Annotated in this window: 11 protein-coding genes; all 11 read left to right on the forward strand. The window is 35.9% G+C overall.

Features of this window, described 5'->3' with window-relative positions; all coding sequences use genetic code 11:
* A partial coding sequence (locus OO775_RS08730) for a SusC/RagA family TonB-linked outer membrane protein (RefSeq protein ID WP_264846701.1) occupies positions 1–3,237 on the forward strand: 3,237 nt, incomplete at its 5' end.
* Positions 3,238–3,264: 27 nt separating this feature from the next.
* On the forward strand, positions 3,265–5,016 hold the full coding sequence (locus OO775_RS08735; RefSeq protein ID WP_264846702.1) for a RagB/SusD family nutrient uptake outer membrane protein: 1,752 nt from the start codon (positions 3,265–3,267) through the stop codon (positions 5,014–5,016).
* 45 nt (positions 5,017–5,061) lie between these two features.
* On the forward strand, positions 5,062–7,872 hold the full coding sequence (locus OO775_RS08740; protein ID WP_264846703.1) for a SusC/RagA family TonB-linked outer membrane protein: 2,811 nt from the start codon (positions 5,062–5,064) through the stop codon (positions 7,870–7,872).
* A 30-nt stretch (positions 7,873–7,902) separates the two neighbouring features.
* The gene (locus OO775_RS08745) at positions 7,903–9,576 is read left to right on the forward strand and encodes a RagB/SusD family nutrient uptake outer membrane protein (RefSeq protein WP_264846704.1); all 1,674 of its coding nucleotides are present in this window, start codon (positions 7,903–7,905) and stop codon (positions 9,574–9,576) included.
* Between the two features lie 16 nt (positions 9,577–9,592).
* Complete coding sequence (locus OO775_RS08750) at positions 9,593–11,146, forward strand: DUF1735 domain-containing protein (RefSeq protein WP_264846705.1); 1,554 nt, start codon at positions 9,593–9,595, stop codon at positions 11,144–11,146.
* Between the two features lie 15 nt (positions 11,147–11,161).
* Positions 11,162–11,944: a glycoside hydrolase family 16 protein gene (locus tag OO775_RS08755; RefSeq protein ID WP_264846706.1), complete on the forward strand. Its 783-nt coding sequence runs from the start codon at positions 11,162–11,164 to the stop codon at positions 11,942–11,944.
* Between the two features lie 55 nt (positions 11,945–11,999).
* Positions 12,000–13,481, forward strand: coding sequence for a glycoside hydrolase family 16 protein (locus OO775_RS08760; protein ID WP_264846707.1), 1,482 nt, complete (start codon positions 12,000–12,002; stop codon positions 13,479–13,481).
* Between the two features lie 8 nt (positions 13,482–13,489).
* Entirely contained in the window at positions 13,490–15,943 is a 2,454-nt protein-coding gene (gene galA / locus OO775_RS08765; RefSeq protein WP_264846708.1) for a beta-galactosidase GalA, read from the forward strand.
* 53 nt (positions 15,944–15,996) lie between these two features.
* Positions 15,997–18,015: a beta-galactosidase gene (locus tag OO775_RS08770; protein WP_264846709.1), complete on the forward strand. Its 2,019-nt coding sequence runs from the start codon at positions 15,997–15,999 to the stop codon at positions 18,013–18,015.
* Between the two features lie 12 nt (positions 18,016–18,027).
* Positions 18,028–19,425 (forward strand): glycoside hydrolase 5 family protein, encoded by a 1,398-nt coding sequence (locus OO775_RS08775; protein WP_264846710.1) that lies wholly within the window; start codon positions 18,028–18,030, stop codon positions 19,423–19,425.
* 100 nt (positions 19,426–19,525) lie between these two features.
* Positions 19,526–22,618, forward strand: coding sequence for a beta-galactosidase, LacZ type (gene lacZ / locus OO775_RS08780; RefSeq protein ID WP_264846711.1), 3,093 nt, complete (start codon positions 19,526–19,528; stop codon positions 22,616–22,618).
* The last annotated feature ends 10 nt before the right edge of the window (positions 22,619–22,628 follow it).

Consider the following 22,628-nt stretch of genomic DNA (forward strand, 5'->3'; position numbering starts at 1 on the left):
ACATTTTGTTTTGCGGATTATAAACAACCCACAAAGAAAATAATAAAAGGAAATGTTGTAGATGAAAACGGAATATCTCTAATTGGAGTAAATGTTGTAGAAATTGGTACGACCAATGGCGTAGTAACCGATTTTGACGGAAATTATCAAATTACTTTAGTTAATCCAAACGCTGTACTTGAATTTTCCTTCGTCGGTTACAAAAATGTAAAAATTTCTGTTAATAATCAAAGTGTCATCAATGTGAAACTTGATAATCCTTTGATTGATCTTGAAGAAGTAGTCGTTGTAGGATATGGAACGCAGAAAAAAGAATCTGTAACTGGGGCTATTTCTTCTATGAAGGGTAAAAATTTGACCGAAAACGCTGTAGCCAATGTGTCAAATGCTTTGGTCGGACGAATCGCAGGAATCACCTCCACACAATCAAGTGGAGAACCTGGGAGAAATTCAACTACAATCCGAATTAGAGGAATAAGCACATTTAATTCGGGGAGCCAAGAGCCTTTGGTTGTAGTAGATGGCATTCAAAGTTCAATGAGTGTAATTGATGCTATGGATCCTTATGAAATAGAAAGTATCAATTTGCTCAAAGATGCTTCGGCCACCGCTGTATATGGAGTAAAAGGTGCTAACGGAGTACTTATTGTTACTACCAAACGAGGAAAAACAGGAGCGCCAAAGGTTACCCTCACTTACAATACAGGGATAAGTCAATTAGCTACTCAATTAGACCTTCTGAACTCATACGATTATGCGGTTTTCAGAAATGAAGCCATACGAAATGATAATGACCCAAGTAAGTTCAATCTGTTGTTTAGTGAAGAAGGGTTTCGTAACGAATTATGGAAATTCAAAAACAATCGTGATTTTACTCCTGATGAAGTTGAAGCGATGAATTTAACTCCAGAACAAAAACAAATTCTTCTTAATAGTCCCGCTATATATTACACAAGTCATAATTATTTCAAAGAGGCTTTCGGTGGAAATTCACCACAAACTCAGTTTAATCTAAATGTTTCGGGCGGTACAGAAAAAACACGATATTTTACTTCGTTAGGATATTTGTACCAAGGAGGTTCTTTTCAAAATACAGATTATTACGACGCTGATATCAATTCTAAATATCAACGCTATAATTTCAGATCCAATCTAGATTTTGATGTTACTGATAACACAAATTTGACCGTTGATCTAACGGCTGTATCTTCCAAAGTAGGAGGTATTTTAGGTAGCTCACAAGATGGAGATATCACTGGAGAATATGCTCGGCAAAAAGCCATGCTTGTTCACATATTAGCAAACCCTCCCTTTACGGGACCTGGCATTGTAGATAATCATCTAGTACATGGTTTTGTTGATGGAGTTAATCCCCTTACAGCCAAGAAAGCATCAGGATATACCATCTTTTCAGGGCTTCTAACTCGTCCTTATCTTACCACTTATAAAACCAATTTAAACATCAATTTGAAGTTAAAACATAACTTCGATTATATCACAAAAGGATTATCGGCAACAGGAACCTTTTCATACAACGATACATATTCCAAAGGTGTACGACGAGAAAAATCTGTACCATCGTATTCCGTTGCACGAAATCCTAAAAACTTATCCGAAATTCTCTTCTTTGGGGGAAATTTAAATCCTATCCAACTTGAAGATAATTTCAGATTGTACAAATGGCGAAGAGTGTATTTTGAACTTGCAACCAATTACGAACGTACTTTCGGCAAACATGGCGTTACAGCTCTTATACTTGCCAACGGACAAAAAACACACGACCCTGGACTCGAATATTTCGTTCCTGCCGGATTGATGGGACTTGCCGCTCGTTCTACTTACGATTACGACGGAAGATACCTATTGGAAGTGAATATGGGCTACAATGGTACTGAAAATTTTGCCCCAGGTAAGCGTTTTGGTTTCTTTCCTGCTTTTTCACTTGGTTGGGTTGCTAGCAACGAAAAATTTTTCCCTGAAAACAACATAGTAACTTATCTGAAATTGAGAGGTTCTTACGGAGAGGTTGGTAATGACCAAGTTGGTAGCAGACGATTTCTGTATCTTCCTAGTACTTGGGGATATGGATTTGAAGGTTATGAAAATACAGGAATTGGTATCGGAGGATATTATTTTGGAGATAGCAATGGAAGTACTAAAGACCCATTCTATACAGGTTCGTGGGAGAAAAGAGTGGGTAATCCAAATGTAACTTGGGAAAGAGCCAAAAAAAGTAATTTGGGAATAGATTTACATATGTTCAAAGATAAACTCTCTATTACAGCAGATATTTTTCAGGAAAAAAGAGATAATATTCTGTGGTACAGAGGTACGGTTCCTGGAATTGTTGCTTCCGATTTGCCTGCTGTGAATATTGGTGAGGTTTCTAACAAAGGATATGAAGTTCAAGTTCATTGGACAGACAAAATAAACGACTTTACATATAGTTTAGGTTTTAATGTTTCATATGCCAAAAATAAAATCGAATATCGAGACGAACCAGCTAACCAGTTTGAATGGATGAATGCTACGGGCTATTCCATTGGTCAATACAAAGGTTTACTTACTGATGGTTTCTATAACACCTGGGAAGAAGTAATGCAGCGCCCTTATTCACGTTACGACGGAAACAAAGTACAACCTGGCGACATTCGTTATGTAGATATAACAGGTGATAATATTATTGATGAAAAAGATTTCGTGCCGATAGGTTATTCAAACTTCCCGAGATATAATTTTGGTGCAAATCTTAATTTAGGATACAAAGGTTTTGGATTATCAATATTATTCACAGGTACAGCCCAAGGTTCTATGCCTCTTGATTTCTATATGCGATATCCTTTTTATATGGACAAAGGAGCGGCTTTCAAACATCAATACGAAGGAAGATGGACTCCCGAAAAAGTTCAACAAGGTATAACACCTACTTTCCCTCGGGCTTCTCTGCGTACAGGAGACAACATAAACGGGGTTGCCTTTAGTGATTTTTGGTTACAATCTACAGACCATATTAAGTTAAAAAACGTAGAAATAAGCTATCTCTTAGAAAAACATAGATGGTTGGAAAAAAGTGGTATTACTTCCATAAGATTTTCTTTAAGTGGAAATAATTTGCACGCTTGGTCTAAGATGCTTCCTGGTTATGACCCCGAGCAACAAGACGCAAACGGAGCCGCTGCTGGATATTTGTATCCGATGACGCGAGTGTATAACTTAGGTATCAATATTCAGTTTTAAATTTAGACATAACGAAAATACAATACAATGAAAAATCTATATTATATTTTTTTGATTATAACTCTAAGCTCACAACTTTTTTCGTGTGCAAATGAAGATTATTTCCTTGAAAAAAGATTGGGAAGTGATGTTACTGTAGATTCTATTTTCGCTACAAAACAAAAATCTTTGTCGGCTATCGCTCAAGCCTACGGAATGAGCTTGCAAGCTGGAATTACTCTAAGGGGTTGGGATAATGACCGAAACAACGGACTTAGAGGCGGAACACTTTCTCATCTTTCTGGTGAAGTGAATGCTTTGAAATTCAACTGGGAAGATGCTTGGAAAATCCAACGCTCGGGAATGACCGCTAATGAAGGAGATGGAAAACCTTTAAGCCCTGATGGTTTTGTTTATAACTATCAAGCCATTCGTCAGTGTTACCTCGTAATAGAAAATATTGACAAAGTTTCTGACCTATCTGATGTTGATAAAAAAGCCATAAAGGCCGAAATGCTTACACTTATCGCTTATCGTTATCAAGAAATGCTAAAACGATACGGAGGTGTTCCTATTGTGGAGGGAACACTCAACGTAGAGTCTGATCTTATGATTCCTCGTGCTTCGGTACGTGCAACTCTTGACCATATCATAAAGCTCTGTGATTTGGCAGTAGGCGACCTTCCTAATTCGTACAACAGAATCGACAAAGGTCGTGTAACCAAAGGAATTCCAATGTGCGTTAAAGCAGAAGCTCTGATGTTTGCCGCAAGACCTCTGTTCAATAGTGCCATTCCTTATATGAGTTTGGGTGCGAACAACTCTCTTATTTCGCTTGGTGCAGAAGACCCTTCTTTGTGGCAAAGTGCTGTTGAAGCTAATCTTGAAGTTATCAATTGGGCAACATCTAATGGATACCGAGTTATTGACAGCGGAGACCCTTTCAAAGATTACGGAACAGCTGTTTCTACTCCTAATAATGAGGAAGTTCTATTAGCCTTCAAATCGCAACAAGCATCGGTTTCTTATAGTCCACAAACGCAATCTGGAGGCGCCAATGCGATGAGTTATTTACAACTAACTCAATACTATAAATCCGATGGAACTAATCAAACATGGGCTGGAGAGAATTGGAGTTCTTACAACGAATACGTACAAAAAGCCAACGAAATGGAAGCACGATTTAAAGCCTCGGCAGCCATTGCTGGACAACAAGCGTGGAATAACCCAACTTCCTACAAATGGTCAAGTGAAATGCTTTCCAATGCTTCTACTTGGGCAGGAAGAGGAGGTACGGAAGGTGCTGGAAGACGTGTAAAATTCTGGTATATGGCTGACACAAGAGATTGGTTTGAGTTCCCTCTGTACCGATTAGCCGAATTTTACCTAAACCTTGCTGAGGCGTATAACGAACTGGGTAATGCAACAAAATCACAAGAGTATCTCAATGTAATAAGAAATAGAGCAGGTCTTCCTAACATTACAGAAACAAACAAAACGAAACTGAGAAATATTATACAAAGAGAATGGGCAATTGAATTTTACGAAGAGAACCATCGTCTTTTTGATGTAAAACACTGGAAATTACCTGATTTAGGAAACGGAATTATCGGTGGCGATAAGAAAGGTATTGAATTTCAATACGTTTCTGGTCAAGACGCTGGTTGGAATCCTTGGGATTATGTATCTTATGCGGTACGAGTCCTTTACACAGGATATTGGGACCCAAGTCAGTATTTAGAACCTTTTCCGATTGGAGAAGTAAATAAAGGATATATTATACAAAATCCTGGTTATTAAGAATTTGTATTTGTTTTATTTGAAAATAATTTAAGACATAGTAAGATGAAATATAAAAATAACATATTCTTCTGCATCGTGGTATTTGTTTGCTCAATATTCAATTTGCAAGCTCAAAATACCAATGACCCTACGATATTTATTCCCGATTCGACATTTGTTGCAGGTACGTTGGTGAATATTCCCAAGGAATCTGCTACGATTTCCTATTCAGATGTTTCGGGAGAAAAATTATTGAAAATGCCTTCAACGAATTTCACCAATAGTTTATTCGGATTACTTCCAGGACTAACTACTTTACAAGGTTCAGGAGAACCAGGCGCAAATGATGCATATCTGACTATCAGAGGATTAGGCTCTTATAACTATCCACAAGCCACTATTTTTATTGATGGTTATCAAAGCGATTTGGTATATTTATCGCCTTCTGAAATAGAATCAATTACCATATTGAAAGATGCTGCAGCTTTAGCTCCATTTGGTATGAAAGGAGCTCATGGAGTTATTTGGATAACTACTAAACGAGGCATAGAAAGCAAACCGATTATCGGAGTAGAATTACAAACAGGTTTTCAAAAACCTACCATACTTAGCAAACCACTATCTGCAATAGAATATGCACAATTGTATAACGAGGCTTATAGCAATGATTTAGGTTTATGGAGTACTTACTATAACATTCCTTCCGATATTCAATTCAATACCGATTGGTACGACAAAGTTCTTAAAAATTCATCGCTTTTGGATAGACAAGATGTAACCATCAAAGGAGGTTCTTCATCAGCCAAATACTTCGTACTTTTAGGACACGCACGAAATAGTGGACTTTACAAGGTACGAACCGATGATTCGCATTCCAATGCAAAGTTTGAACAATTTACCATCAAAGCCAATCTTGATTTCAGTATGTTGAAATTATTTGAAGGAAGAGTGAATATCAATGGACGAATCGAAGATAGAAGCAATCCTAATTATTCAACCTCCAATCTATGGAAAAACTTGGAGAGCTATCCTAACATCATCTATAATCACCAAAATGAAGATGGTTCTTATACGGGAACCTCAACGTATCCCGATAATCCGTATGCTTCTATTCAAGCATTAGGATTTAAGACCATGCACGATAGAACTTTTTCGGCAAACTTCGATTTGAAAGAAAAACTTGACTTTATAACCCCAGGATTATATATAAATCAGGGAATATCACTTAGTACTTGGACACGAGGCACGCGAAGCGTTTACAGAAACTATACACGCGTATTAAATGGTTTGGCACAAACTACCGATCGCGACACAAATTACGAAGTTAAAGACGACTACGGAACCAACCAATGGAATCGATTACAAATACAATTAGGAGCTGGATATTCACGTAACTTTGGTAGTAGTACATTAACAACCGCCGTAAGTTATCTGCAATATTTGTATCACATTGATGCTAACTTGAACGGAGCTGCTGGTTTAAATAACGATTATGCTTATCAGAATATTAGCGGACGCATACACTACGATTACAAAAATAAATACTTTGCTGAATTGGGTTTTGCTTATAGCGGGTCTGATAATTATGCTAAAGGTAATCGATTTGGATTTTATCACGCTCTTTCCTTCGGGTGGAATATTTTCAATGATAAATATGTAGTTTCTAATCCAAATATCAATTTGCTAAAAATAAGAGCTTCTGTTGGTACTACGGGCAATGATCACTACAATGGCGGACGATATTTATATCAAAAATATTATTCATCGGTAGGCGGAGGTGGTTTTGCCACAGGGAATGATACCCCTACATGGCACAATACAATGGGGCTTCGATATGTACCTAATCCTGATATTTTTGCAGAAAAAAGTCTTAAATATAATATTGGTATTGATTCCAAATTCTTCAACAGATGGAGCATTTCTATTGATGCTTTTCTGAACAAAAATACGGATATTGTTTCTCCCGATTATAGTTTATCAGGTGTATTTGGAGCAACGCCACCTTATAAAAACCTAGGTAAAGTAACCAACAAAGGCTTCGAGTTTGTTACCAATTACACTTCTTCCATCGGAAAGTTACAATATACTATTGGAGCAAATGCTTCGTATGCTATCAACAAGATAGATTATATGGCAGAATATGATGCTGTTTCAGAACAATCTGCCAAAACAGGAAAATCTATCGGAATACGATTTGGATATGATGCCATAGGATTTTATGATGTTTCGGATTTTGACACCAATGGAAACTTAGTTTCTTCATTACCAAAACCTTCATTTGGCAACGTAATGCCTGGGGATATAAAATATCGAGATATCAATGCAGACGGATTTATCAATGAATACGATAGAATTGAAATCGGAAAAGGATTTTTGCCAGCATTAACGTATGCAGGGTCTATCAATCTTGCTTACGAAGGATTTGATTTAGGGCTTTTGGTACAAGGGGTACAAGGCAGAGATATTGATTTACTTTACGATGCACGTCTAAAAACCATTGCTTTTGAAAATAACGGAAATGTATATGCCATAGCCAAAAATCGATGGGCTTATTATCCTAATCAAGGAATTGATACACGTAGTTCAGCTCAATATCCTCGTCTTTCTTTGTTAGGGAATAATAACAATTATCAATCCTCTACCCTATGGATAAAAAAGGCAGATTATATAAGAATTCGATATGTAGAAATTGGATACAGCATTCCTCAACGAATGATTGAAAACACAGGTTTAAATAAAGTTCGTATATATCTGAATGCGACTAATCCTTTTACAGTTTCTTCATTGATGTCTGATTACAACTTAGACCCCGAGGTACTATCAGGATATCCTGCTCTTAAATCTGTCACAATGGGTGTTTCTTTGAAATTTTAAATTTTGTAAATAACTTAAATAATTTATCTTATGTTAAAAATTAGCAAATATTCAATAATACATTTGAGCATATCTGTACTGATAGGCTCTCTGGTAAGTTGCGATGTATTAGATACAAAGGTAGATATTTATAACACAGACCAGCAAATACAAACTAATTATAAAGTACTTTATGATTTTGGTTATGCCGCTTACACACGATTGCAAAACAGAGGATATGCCATAGATAATAATCTTTTTGCTGCTGTTTCTGATGAGGCTGAATATACGTATTCGCCTTCTTCTACACAGATTTTCAATGAAGGAAGCTGGAATGCTTTTACCAATCCTGATAATAGCTATCTATATAATTATGAAGGGATACGAGCTGCTACCTATTTTTTGGAAACATATCCGAATTATGTTGAGTTTTTAAAACTGAATCGAAACTTAATCTCTACTAATGATATCAATGAATACCAGAGAGATGTAAAAAGTATCCGATACTTACGATTTGAAAACAGAGTGCTTCGTGCTTATTTTTATTTCGAACTTTTGAAACGTTTCGGTGGAGTTCCTATCGTAAAAAATCTTTTAGACTCAAATGATAATACACATTTACCACGAAATAGTGTTGATGAAGTGGTTGACTACATTGTCAGCGAAATTGATGCTTCCAAAGACAGCCTAGTTACTAACTGGGGTACTGACTTTCAGGATATTGGACTGGACGGACGCATAACCAAAGGAGCCGCATTAGCTTTAAAATCAAGAGTTTTGCTATACGCAGCAAGCCCTCTATTTAATCCAGGCAACGATGCCACTAAATGGCAAGCTGCGGCAAGTGCTGCCAACGAATTACTTAGCCTGAATTTGTATTCGTTAGATCCAAATTACAGTGAACTATTCATTGGCGATAAAAGCACAAAAAGCTCAGAAACCATCTTTGCTATACGACAAGGAGCTACTAACGATTTGGAAAAAAGTAATTATCCTATCGGAACTGCTGGAGGTAATAGCGGGATTACACCCTCTCACAATTTGGTAAATGCTTACGAGTACAAAGGTATTCCTAACCCCGATGACCCGTATGCCAATCGCGATCCCCGATTAGGTTTTTCTATTGTAACCAATAATAGCAAGTGGAACGACAGAACCATCGAAATCTGGGAAGGTGGTACTGATGATTTCAACAATAAAAATGCTTCTCGGACCGGATATTATTTGAAAAAATTCTTAAATGAAAATCTCAATTTAATTCAAGATGAAAAAAAATTAAGAAGTTGGATTGTTTTCCGCTTGGCTGAAATATATCTGAACTATGCTGAAGCTATGAACGAAGCCTACGGTCCTAACAACAGCAATGGATATGGACTTACCGCTGAAGAAGCTCTCAACAAAGTTAGAAGCAGACCAGGCGTTGAAATGCCTCCTATCACTACAAGTTCAAAAGACGAATTCAGAGAAAAAGTAAAACACGAACGCCGCATAGAACTTGCCTTTGAAGAACATCGATATTGGGATTTGAGACGATGGAAAGACGCCATAACAGTACTCAATAGCCCTTTACGAGGGGTTCGCCCTACAAAAAATGGAACTCATTTCACTTACGATGTAAAAGAAGTTGAAAAAAGAGTTTTTTTAGAAAAAATGTATCTCCATCCGATTCCACAATCTGAAATTGCAAAATCACAAGGAATTTTAACACAAAACCCTGGTTGGTAGTTTAAAAATAAATACAATGAAAAAATTATCTATTCTATTTGCATTATTTACAGCAATTTACGTTGTATCTTGCGATTCAAAAGACGCTTTTGACCAAGAAGGACTGATGTCTATCTATATGCCTCAGGCTTCGATGCTAAATGGCGGCTTTTCAAATCTGTACCCTGTTCCTTTCGAAAATGGAAATATTGAAAATTATACCTTAGAAGAAACAACAAAGCAGATGAAAATCGTTCTGGGGGTAAAAAACTCTGGTCGTAGCAAAAATGGTTTTTCTGTCAATGTCGTAGCCGATATGGAAACAACTAATTCCGTAGTAGCTGACCAACAGGTTGAAAATGCGGTTATGCTTCCCGAAGACACCTATTCTTTCCCGCAAAGTGTTAGTGTAGAGCCTGGTAACAACGAAAAATCTTTTTTTCTTCACGTAAATATGAAGAAGATTGCCGATGAATACCCCGAATATTTCGAAAAAAAAATGGTTTTGGCAATCAAAATTACAAACAACAGCAATATCAATTCAAAACTTGCAACAACTATCATCGTAATTGATGGTTCGAAACTCTTGCCAACACCTCCACCTCCTCCTATTGATACGATGCTTAAAGGCGATGCGTGGAAAATACTTCCACAAAACATTGGAGGAGTAACAGGCGATACCGACATAAAAATTATTGATGGTAGAAATATTCATTATAGCTCGGGAGCTGTGGCAGGAAGGTTTAATCACGTTATTTATCAACCTGTTGAAGTGGTTGCTGGTGAAACCTATACTTATGATATGATGATAGATATCACTGGACAAGCGTGGGGCTGGATACAATTGCATATCAGTCCGAGAGAACCCATTGCCTCTGAAGATTTTAATGAAAACAGAGTGTTTGATGTTTCTAATAAAATTACCTCTCCAATGAGTAGCTTAATGTCTGAAGCCTCAAATATTCAAGATAAAAAAACATTTACAGCCACACAAAACGGAGTTGTGTATTTTGTTCTTAAAATAGGCAGTTGGGATAATAATTTTGAAAATTTAATTCTTTCAGATTTGGTTTTCAAAAAAGCTCCAACGCTCCCCAAACCTCCCACTGAAACGATGCTTAAAGGCGATGCGTGGAAAATTCTTCCACAGGGCATCGATGGAGGTATCTCAAACGATGCCGAAATAAAGATAGTTGATGGTAAGAACATCTATTATTCTAACGGAAATGAACGTAAAAAATACAATCACGTTATCTATCAATCCGTTGAGGTAGAAGGAGGTAAAACGTATACCTACGATATGATGTTAGACTTCAAAAAAGAAAAAGCATGGGGCTGGATACAAGTTTATATTAGTTCACAAGAACCTACCAATGGAGGTGATTTCAATGACAATAAAGTATATGATTTCTCGGGAAATGCCAATCCGCCTACAAGTGGTTTAATGTCAGATTTTTCAAGCATTAAAGACAAAACAACCTTTACGCCTTCACAAAGTGGAACGATTTATTTTATCATTAAAATAGGTTGTTGGGACGATAATTTTGAAGACCTAACCATCAGCGAACTGAATTTTAAAGAAAAATTATAATTAAAAAATATTATGATGAAAAATAAGATCATTTTCATATCAATATGTATTCTCGCTTTATCTTGCAAGAAAGAAGAAGATTCGGGAATAAATAAAACGCCAGAGCCTTATAGCGTTCCAGAAAAGCCAGTTGAATGGGTTCTGGATTTTCAAGATGATTTCGACGGAAATTCCTTAAACGACCAAGAATGGATAATTTATGACAATTCTTGGAGCGATAATCCTGAACATATGCGACGAGTTGAGGCAGTTGAGGTCAAAGACGGAATTCTGAACTTAATTGTAGATAAACACCCCACCGACCCCAATCGGTACATGACTGGGGGAATAGCTCACAAGAAAAATTACTTGTATGGCAAATTTGAGTTTAGAGTTAAAATGGAACACGACCCCACTGCTTCTACCAGTGGTGTGTGTCTGACTTGGCCAGAGAGCGAACAATGGCCAAAAGATGGAGAGGCTGATATATTTGAAACTGAGTACGAAACCGATTTTTGGAACACCTGGATTCATTACGGAACAAAAGATAGTAGCGGAAAATGGCAAGACTCAAAATATCAGAAAACCCACCACATAGACAAAACACAATGGAATGTTGTAGCAATGGAATGGTCTCCTGAATATATAAAAATATACATAAACGGAAATCTCGCTTGGACACTAAAAGATTCCGATGCCATTGCCAAAGTACCTCATCATATGTGTTTCCAGGTGGAAAAAGATTTGAACAAAGCCTCTGCAAATCCCGTAAAATTATACGTTGACTGGGTCAAAATATACAGCAGAGTCGAAAAATAAACATTTTATATAAATCTCTTTCTAAAATTTGAAAAACCTCAAAAAATCAATTAAAATGAAAACATATGTAAAAATTTTAATCAAAAAAATGATATTTCCTACTTGTTTTGCTCTTTTTATGTTATCTGCTTGTGAAAAACAAGTTAGTGAAATTAAAAACGAAGAGAATCATACTGAAATGGATAAACCCGATGATATACCTGATGCAAATTCATCAATGAATGAAGCAAAATGGGTTTTGGATTTTCAAGACGACTTCAATGAGGATAAGCTCGATGAAGATAATTGGGGAATATATGACAACTCTTGGCTTGATGAATATTTTCCTAATGAAGACCATTCTGAGCATATGAGAAGACGTGAAGCAGTACAGGTTAAAGACGGATTTCTGAATTTGTCTGTAGATAAACATCCTACCGACCCCAAAAGATATATGACGGGCGGAGTAGCTCACAAGAAAAATTACTTGTATGGCAAATTTGAATTTCGAGTACGAATGGATTCTGACCCCCACAACTCAACAAGTGGCGTAGGACTTACTTGGCCTGAAAGCGAAAAATGGCCTGCCGATGGTGAAAATGATATTTATGAAACTCATCATACCGATAATAATTGGAGTAGTTGGGTACATTGGGGAAAACTAATCAATAATAACCAATGGGAAGACCAAAAACATCACAAATCATATAACTTTGATAAAACAAAATGGCACGTCATTGCTATGGAATGGGAACCTAATGTCATCAAATTTTACGTAAATGGTAATCTTGTTTGGAAAATGCAAGATACAGGATCTATTGCAAAAAATCCGCATCATATTTGTTTTCAGGTGGAAAAAGATTTGAAAAAAGGATTTACAAAACCTATCAAAATGCAGGTTGATTGGGTGAAAATATACAAAAAACAACAATGGAAACTCGTTTTTCAAGAGAATTTTAATGGTTCCTCTGTCAATACCTCTGAATGGCTAATGTATGACAGCCCAGGACACGCTGGTAACGGATTACGAAAACCCGAAGCATTTTCGGTTAAAAACGGATTGCTTATTGTTACAGCTCAGATGAAAAATAACAAAATAGTTTCTGGAGGAATGGCTCACAAAAGAAATTATACGTTTGGAAAATTTGAATTCAAAGTAAGAACTGAGCCTGATCCAAGCCAAGCTACAAGTGGCGTTGTGCTTACTTGGCCTCAAAGTGAAAAATGGCCTGTTGATGGTGAAAATGATATTTACGAAACTGGAACTTCTTCTTCACGAAATCCGTTCAAAACTTTTATCCATTATGATGTAGACAACAAGCAACACGAATTTGTTCATCAAGCAGATGGAAGCCAATGGCAAATAATGGCGATGGAATGGACTGAGCATTCTATCAAAATTTTTCGAGATAATAAATTGATATGGACGCTTACCGACCCCAAAGCAATTCTTAAAAATCCGCATCACTTGTGTATTCAATTAGATGCCTTCCAAAAAACAATGGGTAATCCTGTAAAAATGTATGTTGATTGGGTAAAAATTTATCAGGAAAAATAATACATTCTATGTCAAGTAAAAATCTATTTGTCGTACTTTTTATTTTACTATTTAGTCAGTGTGGTTTTGGTCAAAGTGTCCGAAAGAAGATAGCATTGGATAACGATTGGAAATTCACTTTCGGACACGCCAAGGAGTCATCGAAGGACTTGTTTTACAAAATTCACAACGATTTTTCAAAAACGAAAGCAAAGGGAATTAATTTCTCAAGCATTCAGTACGATGATAGTACTTGGTTACAAATTGATTTACCTCACGATTGGGCTGTGGCATTGCCTTTTTCAAAAGAAGCCTCTTGCTCGCACGGATATAAAACACTCGGAGTAGATTTTCCTCAAACAAGCATTGGATGGTATCGGAAAAAATTTATGGTTGAGGCAACAGATTCCGATAAGCGATTTGAAATACAATTTGATGGTATTTTTCGTGATGCTCACATTTGGATTAACGGAATGTATTTAGGAAATTACCAAAGTGGCTATATGGGTGTGAAGTATGACATAACTGATTTTATTGATTTTAAAAATGAAAACGTAATTACTGTGAGAGTTGATGCCACACAAGCCGAGGGGTGGTTTTATGAAGGAGCTGGAATCTATCGACACGTGTGGCTCAATATCTTTGATAACCTTTATACACCTACTGAAGATGTATACATACAGACTAAATCAATTGGTACAAACTCAGAAATCTTAACCGAAATAGTTGTTAAAAATCAATATTTGACAGAAAAAACATTCTATTTGGAATATAAAATCCTTGATAGAAATAAAAAAGTTGTTACAGAAGCAACTTCTGATGTTTTTCGTATACAACCCAACGGGAAATTATTCCTATCCAAGCAATTATCTATAAACAATTCCTCTCTTTGGGATACCGATAATCCATATTTGTACACATTGGTTACAAAGATTGTATCAAATAATGAAACGCTTGAAGAACTTCACACACGTTTTGGTATAAGAACCTTTCGTTATGAACCCGATGGGTTTTATCTCAACAACAAACGTGTACAAATAAAAGGAGTTTGCGTACATCAAGACCACGCAGGCATTGGAACGGCTCTATTAGATGAAATTCAATATTATCGCATAAATCTTTTGAAAGAAATGGGAGCTAACGCTTATCGTAGTGCTCACAATCCTCCTACACCTGAATTACTACAAGCCTGTGATAGTCTAGGTATGTTGGTTATGAATGAAACAAGATTGCTCAATAGTGGCAGTGAGTATTTAACACAATTTGAAAATCTGATAAAAAGAGATAGAAACCACGCTTGTATATTTATGTGGTGTATTGGTAATGAAGAAGAACTTATTCAGACAACAATCACAGGCAAACGTATTGCACAAACGTTAATAACCAAACAACACGAATTAGATCCCTCACGTACTAGCACTTATGGAGGAAATGTAGGCAACAAAAAAGAAGGCGTAAATGAAGTCATTCCTGTGCGAGGCTTTAACTACAATTTATACGGATTGGAAGATTACAAAAATCAGAATCCTAACCAGCCTATCATTGGTACAGAAGTGGGAAGCACAGTAAGTACACGAGGTATATATATTCCTGAAAATGAAATAAATAAAATAGAACACTTTAACGGGGTTTTTGTAGCAGATACTGTACATGCTTATCTGTTAGATCAAGATTATAGTTATACAAACTGGGCTTCAAGAGCTGAACAATGGCTAAACCAAACATTTTTTGACGAGCGATTTATGGGCGGTTTCGTATGGACGGGCTTTGATTATCGTGGTGAACCTACTCCTTTTTCATTTCCCAACATCAATTCGCACTTTGGTGTGATGGACGTTTGTGGTTTTCCTAAAAACATATACTACTATTACAAATCGTGGTGGTCAGACAAAGATGTGTTACATATCGCTCCACATTGGAATATTGATGCTCAGCCCAATCAATTGGTCAAGGTATGGGTATATAGTAATGCTGATGAAATAGAGCTATTTCTCAATGGAAAAAGTTTAGGAAAAAAAATGATGCCCAAACTTGGTCATTTAATCTGGGAAGTAAAATACCAAAAAGGTATTCTCAAAGCAGTTGGTTTAAAAAATGGACAAAAAATTCAATCATCGGTAGCAACTACTGGCAAGCCTACAAAAATTATTCTTACGCCTCATAAAAAGAGTTTGAAGGTAGGCAATCAAGATGCTTTGGTAGTTAATGTATGTGTTGTTGATAAAAAAGGCTTAGAAGTTCCTAACGCTAACGGATTGATTCATTTTAATTTATTAGGTGATGCACAAATTATTGGAGTTGGAAATGGCGACCCAAGTTCACACGAAAAAGACACTTTCGGCAAAAATGAAATCATCCAAAGAAAACTTTTCAATGGAAAATGTCAAGTAATTATTCGTTCAGGAAAAACAAAAACTCCTATACAGCTCCAAGCCTTTTCTCAGGGATTAAATAACGCTACGATAACGATTTTACAACAATAATGATTTATGATGAAATAAATCCAAATTTGTTTAACTAATAAAATAATTTATTTATGAGAAATAACATAAAATTTTATAAAGTTATTATTCTTGGTGTGAATATATTATTTTCTACTTTGTCTGTAGCCCAGACAAATGAGAATGACCCACTTATGTTCGGTGCAGAAATCTTTATTGAGCCTGGACAATCGGACAAAAATATAGAAAGTTGGTTCAAAACACTCAACGACAACAATATGCAATTGACTCGTATTCGTATGTTTGAAAACTATATGAAAGATAGTAACGGTAATTGGGATTTTTCATTGTTTGACAAAGCATTCAAATACGCTGAAAAGTACAATATAAAAGTGTATGCAAATCTATTTCCTGCTACCGATTTTACTGATGTAGGTGGATTCAAATTTCCTTACGATAAGAATCACTTGCAGCGTATTGCTCAATATATCAAAACAATGGTAGAGCATTTCAAAAAATATAAATCGCTCTATGGTTGGGTACCTATCAATGAACCTGGTGGGGGTAGTATCTACGATCCTCTTGCAAAAGAAATTTTTTCTGAATGGAAAAATTCTCAAAAAAATTTAGTCAAAAATTCGTTGAAAGACACACCTCATTTTTCTTTTGATAATAACCAATTTTTGCTATATTACAACACTTGGTATCTGAAATGGCTCACAAAAGAAATCAGAAAATATGATACCGAAAATCCTATTCATGTCAATACACATCAAATTTTTGACAATGTTGCCCAATATGATTTTCCTGCATGGAACGATTTTTTGACCAGCTTAGGAGGCTCCGCTCATGCTAGTTGGCATTTTGGCTATTTTCCTCGTGAAAAATACGCGCTAGCTATGTCAGCAAATAGCGAGATTATTCTTTCGGGAGCAACAAAAATTCCTTGGTTGATGACAGAACTCCAAGGTGGAAACAATATTTACAGCGGTTACGCTCCTTTTTGTCCTACCAAAGAAGAAGTTGCACAATGGCTATGGATTTCGGTGGCAACAGGTAGTAAAGGAGCTATTTTTTGGTGCTTAAATCCTCGCATGTCAGGTGCTGAAGCTGGTGAATGGGCTATGGTTGATTTTCAGAATAAACCCACAAACCGGTTAGTCGAAGTTGGCAAAATCGCTAAAATAATTCAGCAGAACGAAAAACTATTCAGCACGGCAAAACCCGTTAATAGCCCTATAACTATTCTCTACAATCGGGAATCTATGTGGGTTGAAAACCGAATGACTACTGATTTGAAAGATAACAAATTCGAAATTCGTAGCCAAGGGGCTGTTATCAAATCTGCCATTAGTTATTTTGAAGCTTTATCACAGATAGGATTGCAACCCGCTTTTAAAGAATTTAACGAATTTTCTTTTAGTGAAAAAGATTATACAGGACAAAGTATTATTTTGGCTCATCAAATAGCCATTCCTGAGGCATATTATGACAAACTTCGTCATTTTGTAAAAAACGGAGGCACACTGATTGTTGATGGACTTACGGCGTTTTATGATGAAAATGCAATTTCAAAAATGGTAAATTATTTCCCGTTGTCCGATTTGTTAGGAGGAAACGTTTCAGAATTTGTATTTGAAAAAGATATCTTCGATTTAAAACTTGCTAACAAAAATCTTTCTGCTCATGCTCTAAAAGGTATCATTTCTGTTGAAAGTGGAAAAAGCCTAAACGATCAAAATGAAAACTTGGGTATAGTCAATTCTTTCGGCAAAGGCAAAGTTGTTTGGGTTCCCTCTCTCATTGGCTTAGGAGCTAGGAAAGTAGATAATTATGAAACACTGATGGCTTTTCTTATGCCATATATTGACAACAAAAATGAATTTAGTTTTGACACATATCATAGAGGTTTATTGATGAAAAACTTAAAATCGGGGAAAAAAGTAATTTCGGTTATTATCAACAAAAATAAAACCTCAATGCAGGTCAAATTAAAAGGTTTTTTCAATCGTTATAAAAATCCAAGTATTTTATATTCTAACAAAAATAGCCGAGTCAGTGGCGAAAATGTTACAATAAATAGTGAGGACACATTAGTTATTTTGTGGAACTAAATCGGAGGATTTATGAGAATAATTGTTATTTTTTTTACTATTTTTTTAGTTTCTTGCAAAACACATATTGAGGTTGATAACAAAATTAAAGTTAGTCATAAATATCCACTATACTTTGAAAGAGCAGGTCAAGTGTGGATACCCATTTCTACTAATTATCTTCCTGAAGGAAATATGCAGCAAGTAGAAGAATACTTCAAGCGTTTTTCAGAGAATGGAGGTAATTCAATGCGAATTTGGATCAGTACTGAATTTCTGGAAATAGAAGATACAACAGCAGGTAATTATAGTGAAGAAAAATTCAGCCGTATAAGTCAATTATTGAAATATGCAGAAAAATATGGTATTTACATTAAATTTACATTACAACACATCCGTACTATTAGCAAAACAATTCACCCAAACGAGAATTGGGCAAATAGTCAAGCGTTGAGTAGTCAATTTAAAAATATTGATGAATATGTCAATACCATAAGAGGAAAAAATTCATACCTTAAAAGAGCTAAAGCGCTATCCGACCGATACAAAGACCATAAATATATTTACGGTTGGGAATTATGGAACGAAATGGATGCCGTTGTTGATGACCCGAGTTGGAAAAATTTCACTCCGATCATAATTGATTCATTAAAACACATTTTTCCTGATAAACTCATTACACAATCTTTGGGAAGTATGCATGCTCCATATATGGAGGAGCATTACCTCTCTCTTTCCAAAATTGCTCAAAATGATTTTCTATCCATTCACAGATACTTAGACCAAGGTAACAAATGGGGGCAATATGATATTGTCAAAGGACCAATAGACCTTTTGATATCTGATGCGATAGAGAAAGGGCTTCTTTTAACAAAAAGTAATATGAAACCTGTAATAATAAATGAAATAGGAGCTGTAGAGCCCAATCACTTAGGTGCTTTCAATTTATATAAAAAAGATACGAAAGGCGTTTTGCTTCATGATTTTATTTTTACTCCTTTTTTCTGTGGAAGTGCAGGTTCAGGAAATACTTGGCATTGGAATCATTACATAGAACCTATGAATCTGTGGTTCCATTTTCAGCGTTTTAAAACAGCGATTGAAGGATTTGACCCAATAAAAGAAAGATGCAGACCTTTTCGTTTTGAACACGATAATGTGAGATGTTATGGTTTAAAAGGCAAGAATAAAACCATCATTTGGTGTCGAGATGCTACCAATAACTGGAAAACAGAACTTCAAGATGAAATACCTGCCCAAACTAAAACGAACTTTACGTTTTCTTTAACTGATTTGGTGAATGTTAAATATAATCACTACAATCTATATAATCCTTGGACAGACCAATGGACAAACAATTTACCAATTAAAAATGGGAAAATTGTTGTTCCTAATTTTTTACGCTCAATTATTGTTGTATTAGAAAATTAATACAACTGAATTGAAATAGAGATAAAATTATATGTTATTATTTTCATCTGTATTCATTTTTGTAAAAATTTTTAACAATCATATAAACTGATATATTATTATGAAAATTCGTTTTAATTTATTATGCTTAATTTTAGGATTTTTCCATTTTGCCATAGCTCAAAACGATTGGGAAAATCAATCTGTAAATCAGATAAATACTGAAAAAAGCCACAGTTCTTACATTCCTTTTGAAAAAATCAATTGGGGAAGTAATGATTTGAGCCAATCGCCACAGGTAAAATTGCTCAACGGAAATTGGTCATTTGCTTATTTTACACACCCTAATCAAGTACCTAATAATTTTTATAAAGGAAACATTATTAAAAATTGGGATATTATAAAAGTTCCTTCCAATTGGCAATTACAAGGCAACAAATATGACCCTCCAATATTTACCAATATCAAATATCCATTTGAGATGAATCCTCCTTTGGTACCGAAAGACAATGCTCCTGTGGGAATTTATAAAACAACTTTCTCACTACCTTCAAAATGGACTTCACAGCAAGTTTTTATTCATTTTGCTGGGGTACAATCGGCTATGTATCTGTTTGTAAATGGAGAACGTGTCGGCTATCACGAAGACGGAATGCTTCCTGCCGAATTTGATATTTCACCTTATCTAAAAAAAGGAAAAAATGAAATAATGGTGCAAGTTTTCAAATGGTCAGACGGTAGCTACCTCGAAGACCAAGATTATTGGCGACTAAGTGGTATCTACCGTGATGTCTATCTGTTTGCCACTCCGAAAGTAAGAATGCGTGATTTCAGTGTTTATCCCGAATTGGACAATAACTACAAAGATGCTACGCTGAATATTGAGGTCAATGTACAAAACTTGAATAACAAGAGCGAAAGCAATTTCATTCTGCAAGCTACGCTAAAAGATACCGAAGGCAAAGTAATTGCTTCTAAAAAAGAAAATATTACTGATATTCAATCACTTGCAGAAAAATCTGTACATATGAAATTCGAATTACAAAATCCTTTAAAATGGACAGCTGAAACACCTCATCTTTACAAATTAGGATTAGAATTGCTCACATCAGCAGGGAAGCCTTTGCAGGCATTTACTCAAAATGTTGGTTTCAGAAAAATAGAAATCAAAAACGGACTTCTGCTGGTTAATGGTAAAGCTATCAAAATAAAAGGTGTCAATCGACACGAATTTGATATGTATAACGGCAGAACTATCACTCGTGAGTCGATGATTAGAGATATTCATCTGATGAAAACTCACAATATTAACGCGGTTCGTACATCTCACTATCCTAATCAGCCTGAGTGGTACAACCTTTGCGATGAGTACGGACTTTACGTAATGGACGAAGCCAATGTAGAGAGCCACGGACTTTGGGAAGCAGAACACTACGTAGGTGAGCGCCCCGAATGGAAACAAAGCATCGTGGAACGTAATGTGAATATGGTAGCTCGCGACAAAAATCACCCATCTATTATTTTCTGGTCAATGGGTAACGAATCGGGCTGGGGAACTAATTTCGATGCCGCTTATAAAGCTATGAGAGCTCTCGACCCTCAAAAACGCCCTATTCATTACGAATCAAAAAATCCGATATATGCCAATGTCCTTTCTCGCTACGATATTATTTCTAATATGTACACAGGGCTAAACCAGATTAACGACCTGTTTCTAAGCGACCCTTTACGTCCTGTTATTGTCTGTGAATATGCTCACACAATGGGAAATAGCTTGGGGAATTTCAGAAAATATTGGAATTTGTTCAACAGTAACATACGATACCAAGGCGGATTCACTTGGGATTGGATGGATCAAGCTCTGCGGACTAAAGACAAAAACGGAAAAGAATTTTGGAACATCATCAATTACATTGACAAAGCTAATGTTAATGACGGTATGGTTAATGCCGATGGTACTCCTCAACCCGAAATGCACGAACTAAAAAAAGTATATCAATACTTTAACGTGAAAGATATTGATATCAATACAGGGTTAGTTTTGGTTTCCAACAATAATTATTTTGTAAATACAGATGGCGTTTATCTTCAATGGGAATTGATAGAAAATGGGAAATCTGTAACCAAAGGCGTTTTAGACAAATTAAATATCGAACCACAATCTCAAAAAGCCATAACCATTCCTTTTGACAACAAATTGATAAAAAATGGCAACGAATATTTTATGAATTTCAGCTTTAAAGCAAAAAATGCAACCCGATGGGCAACAAAAGATTTCGAAGTAGGCAAAGAACAAATTGCCTTCCCTAACCAATTTTCTAACCCGATGGTTGCCGTATCATCGAAAACAATTCGAGTTTCAACCGTTGGAAATATCGAAATTACAGGAGAAAACTTTTCTTTGGTATTTGATAAAACAAATGGAAGTTTAAGCCAATTAAGATACAATGGTAAAGAAATACTCACAGAGGCTCTCGTTCCATCTTTTTGGAGAGTACCTACTGACAACGACGAAGGCGGCTTTGACAGGTCGTATGCTTCGGCGTGGCGTAAAGCAGGCTTGGACAACGTAACTATTGTCCCTATCAGTATAGAAGCTGTACAAATTGGCGATACACAAATAAAAATATTAACTCAGAATCACATCAAAACCAATAGTGGAAACATTGTACAAAAAGCTACTTATCTGATCAATGGTAACGGCTTAATTGAAGTTGAAACGTATTTCACTATTCCAAAAGAATTACCCGCTTTGGCAAGAGTAGGTATGCAAATGGCTGTAAATAAAGATTTTAACAAAGTAGAATGGTATGGTCGTGGTCCTTTCGAATCGTATTCTGACAGAAAAGAAGCTGCTTTTGTTGGTATTTATTCTAACACAATCAAAGATATGTTTTTTCCTTATGTGATGCCTTCGGAAAATGGAAATAGAAGCGATACTCGTTGGTTAAAACTTCAATCGGGGAACACAGAACTTTTTATCACTTCGGGCGAATTGTTCAACTTCAACGTGCAAGATTACTCTGACAAAGCTCTAAATGAATCAAAACAGACACAAGAACTCTACCGAGGGGATAAAACGTGGATTCATATTGACTATGCTCAAATGGGTGTAGGTGGCGATGATAGCTGGTCACCCAGAGTTCATAAAGAATTTTTGCTAAATAATCCGTTTTATATCTACAAATTTTCTATTCTGCCCAAAACGAAATAGTTTAGTTTTC

Source organism: Capnocytophaga catalasegens (assembly GCF_026005215.1).
Taxonomy (GTDB): domain Bacteria; phylum Bacteroidota; class Bacteroidia; order Flavobacteriales; family Flavobacteriaceae; genus Capnocytophaga; species Capnocytophaga catalasegens.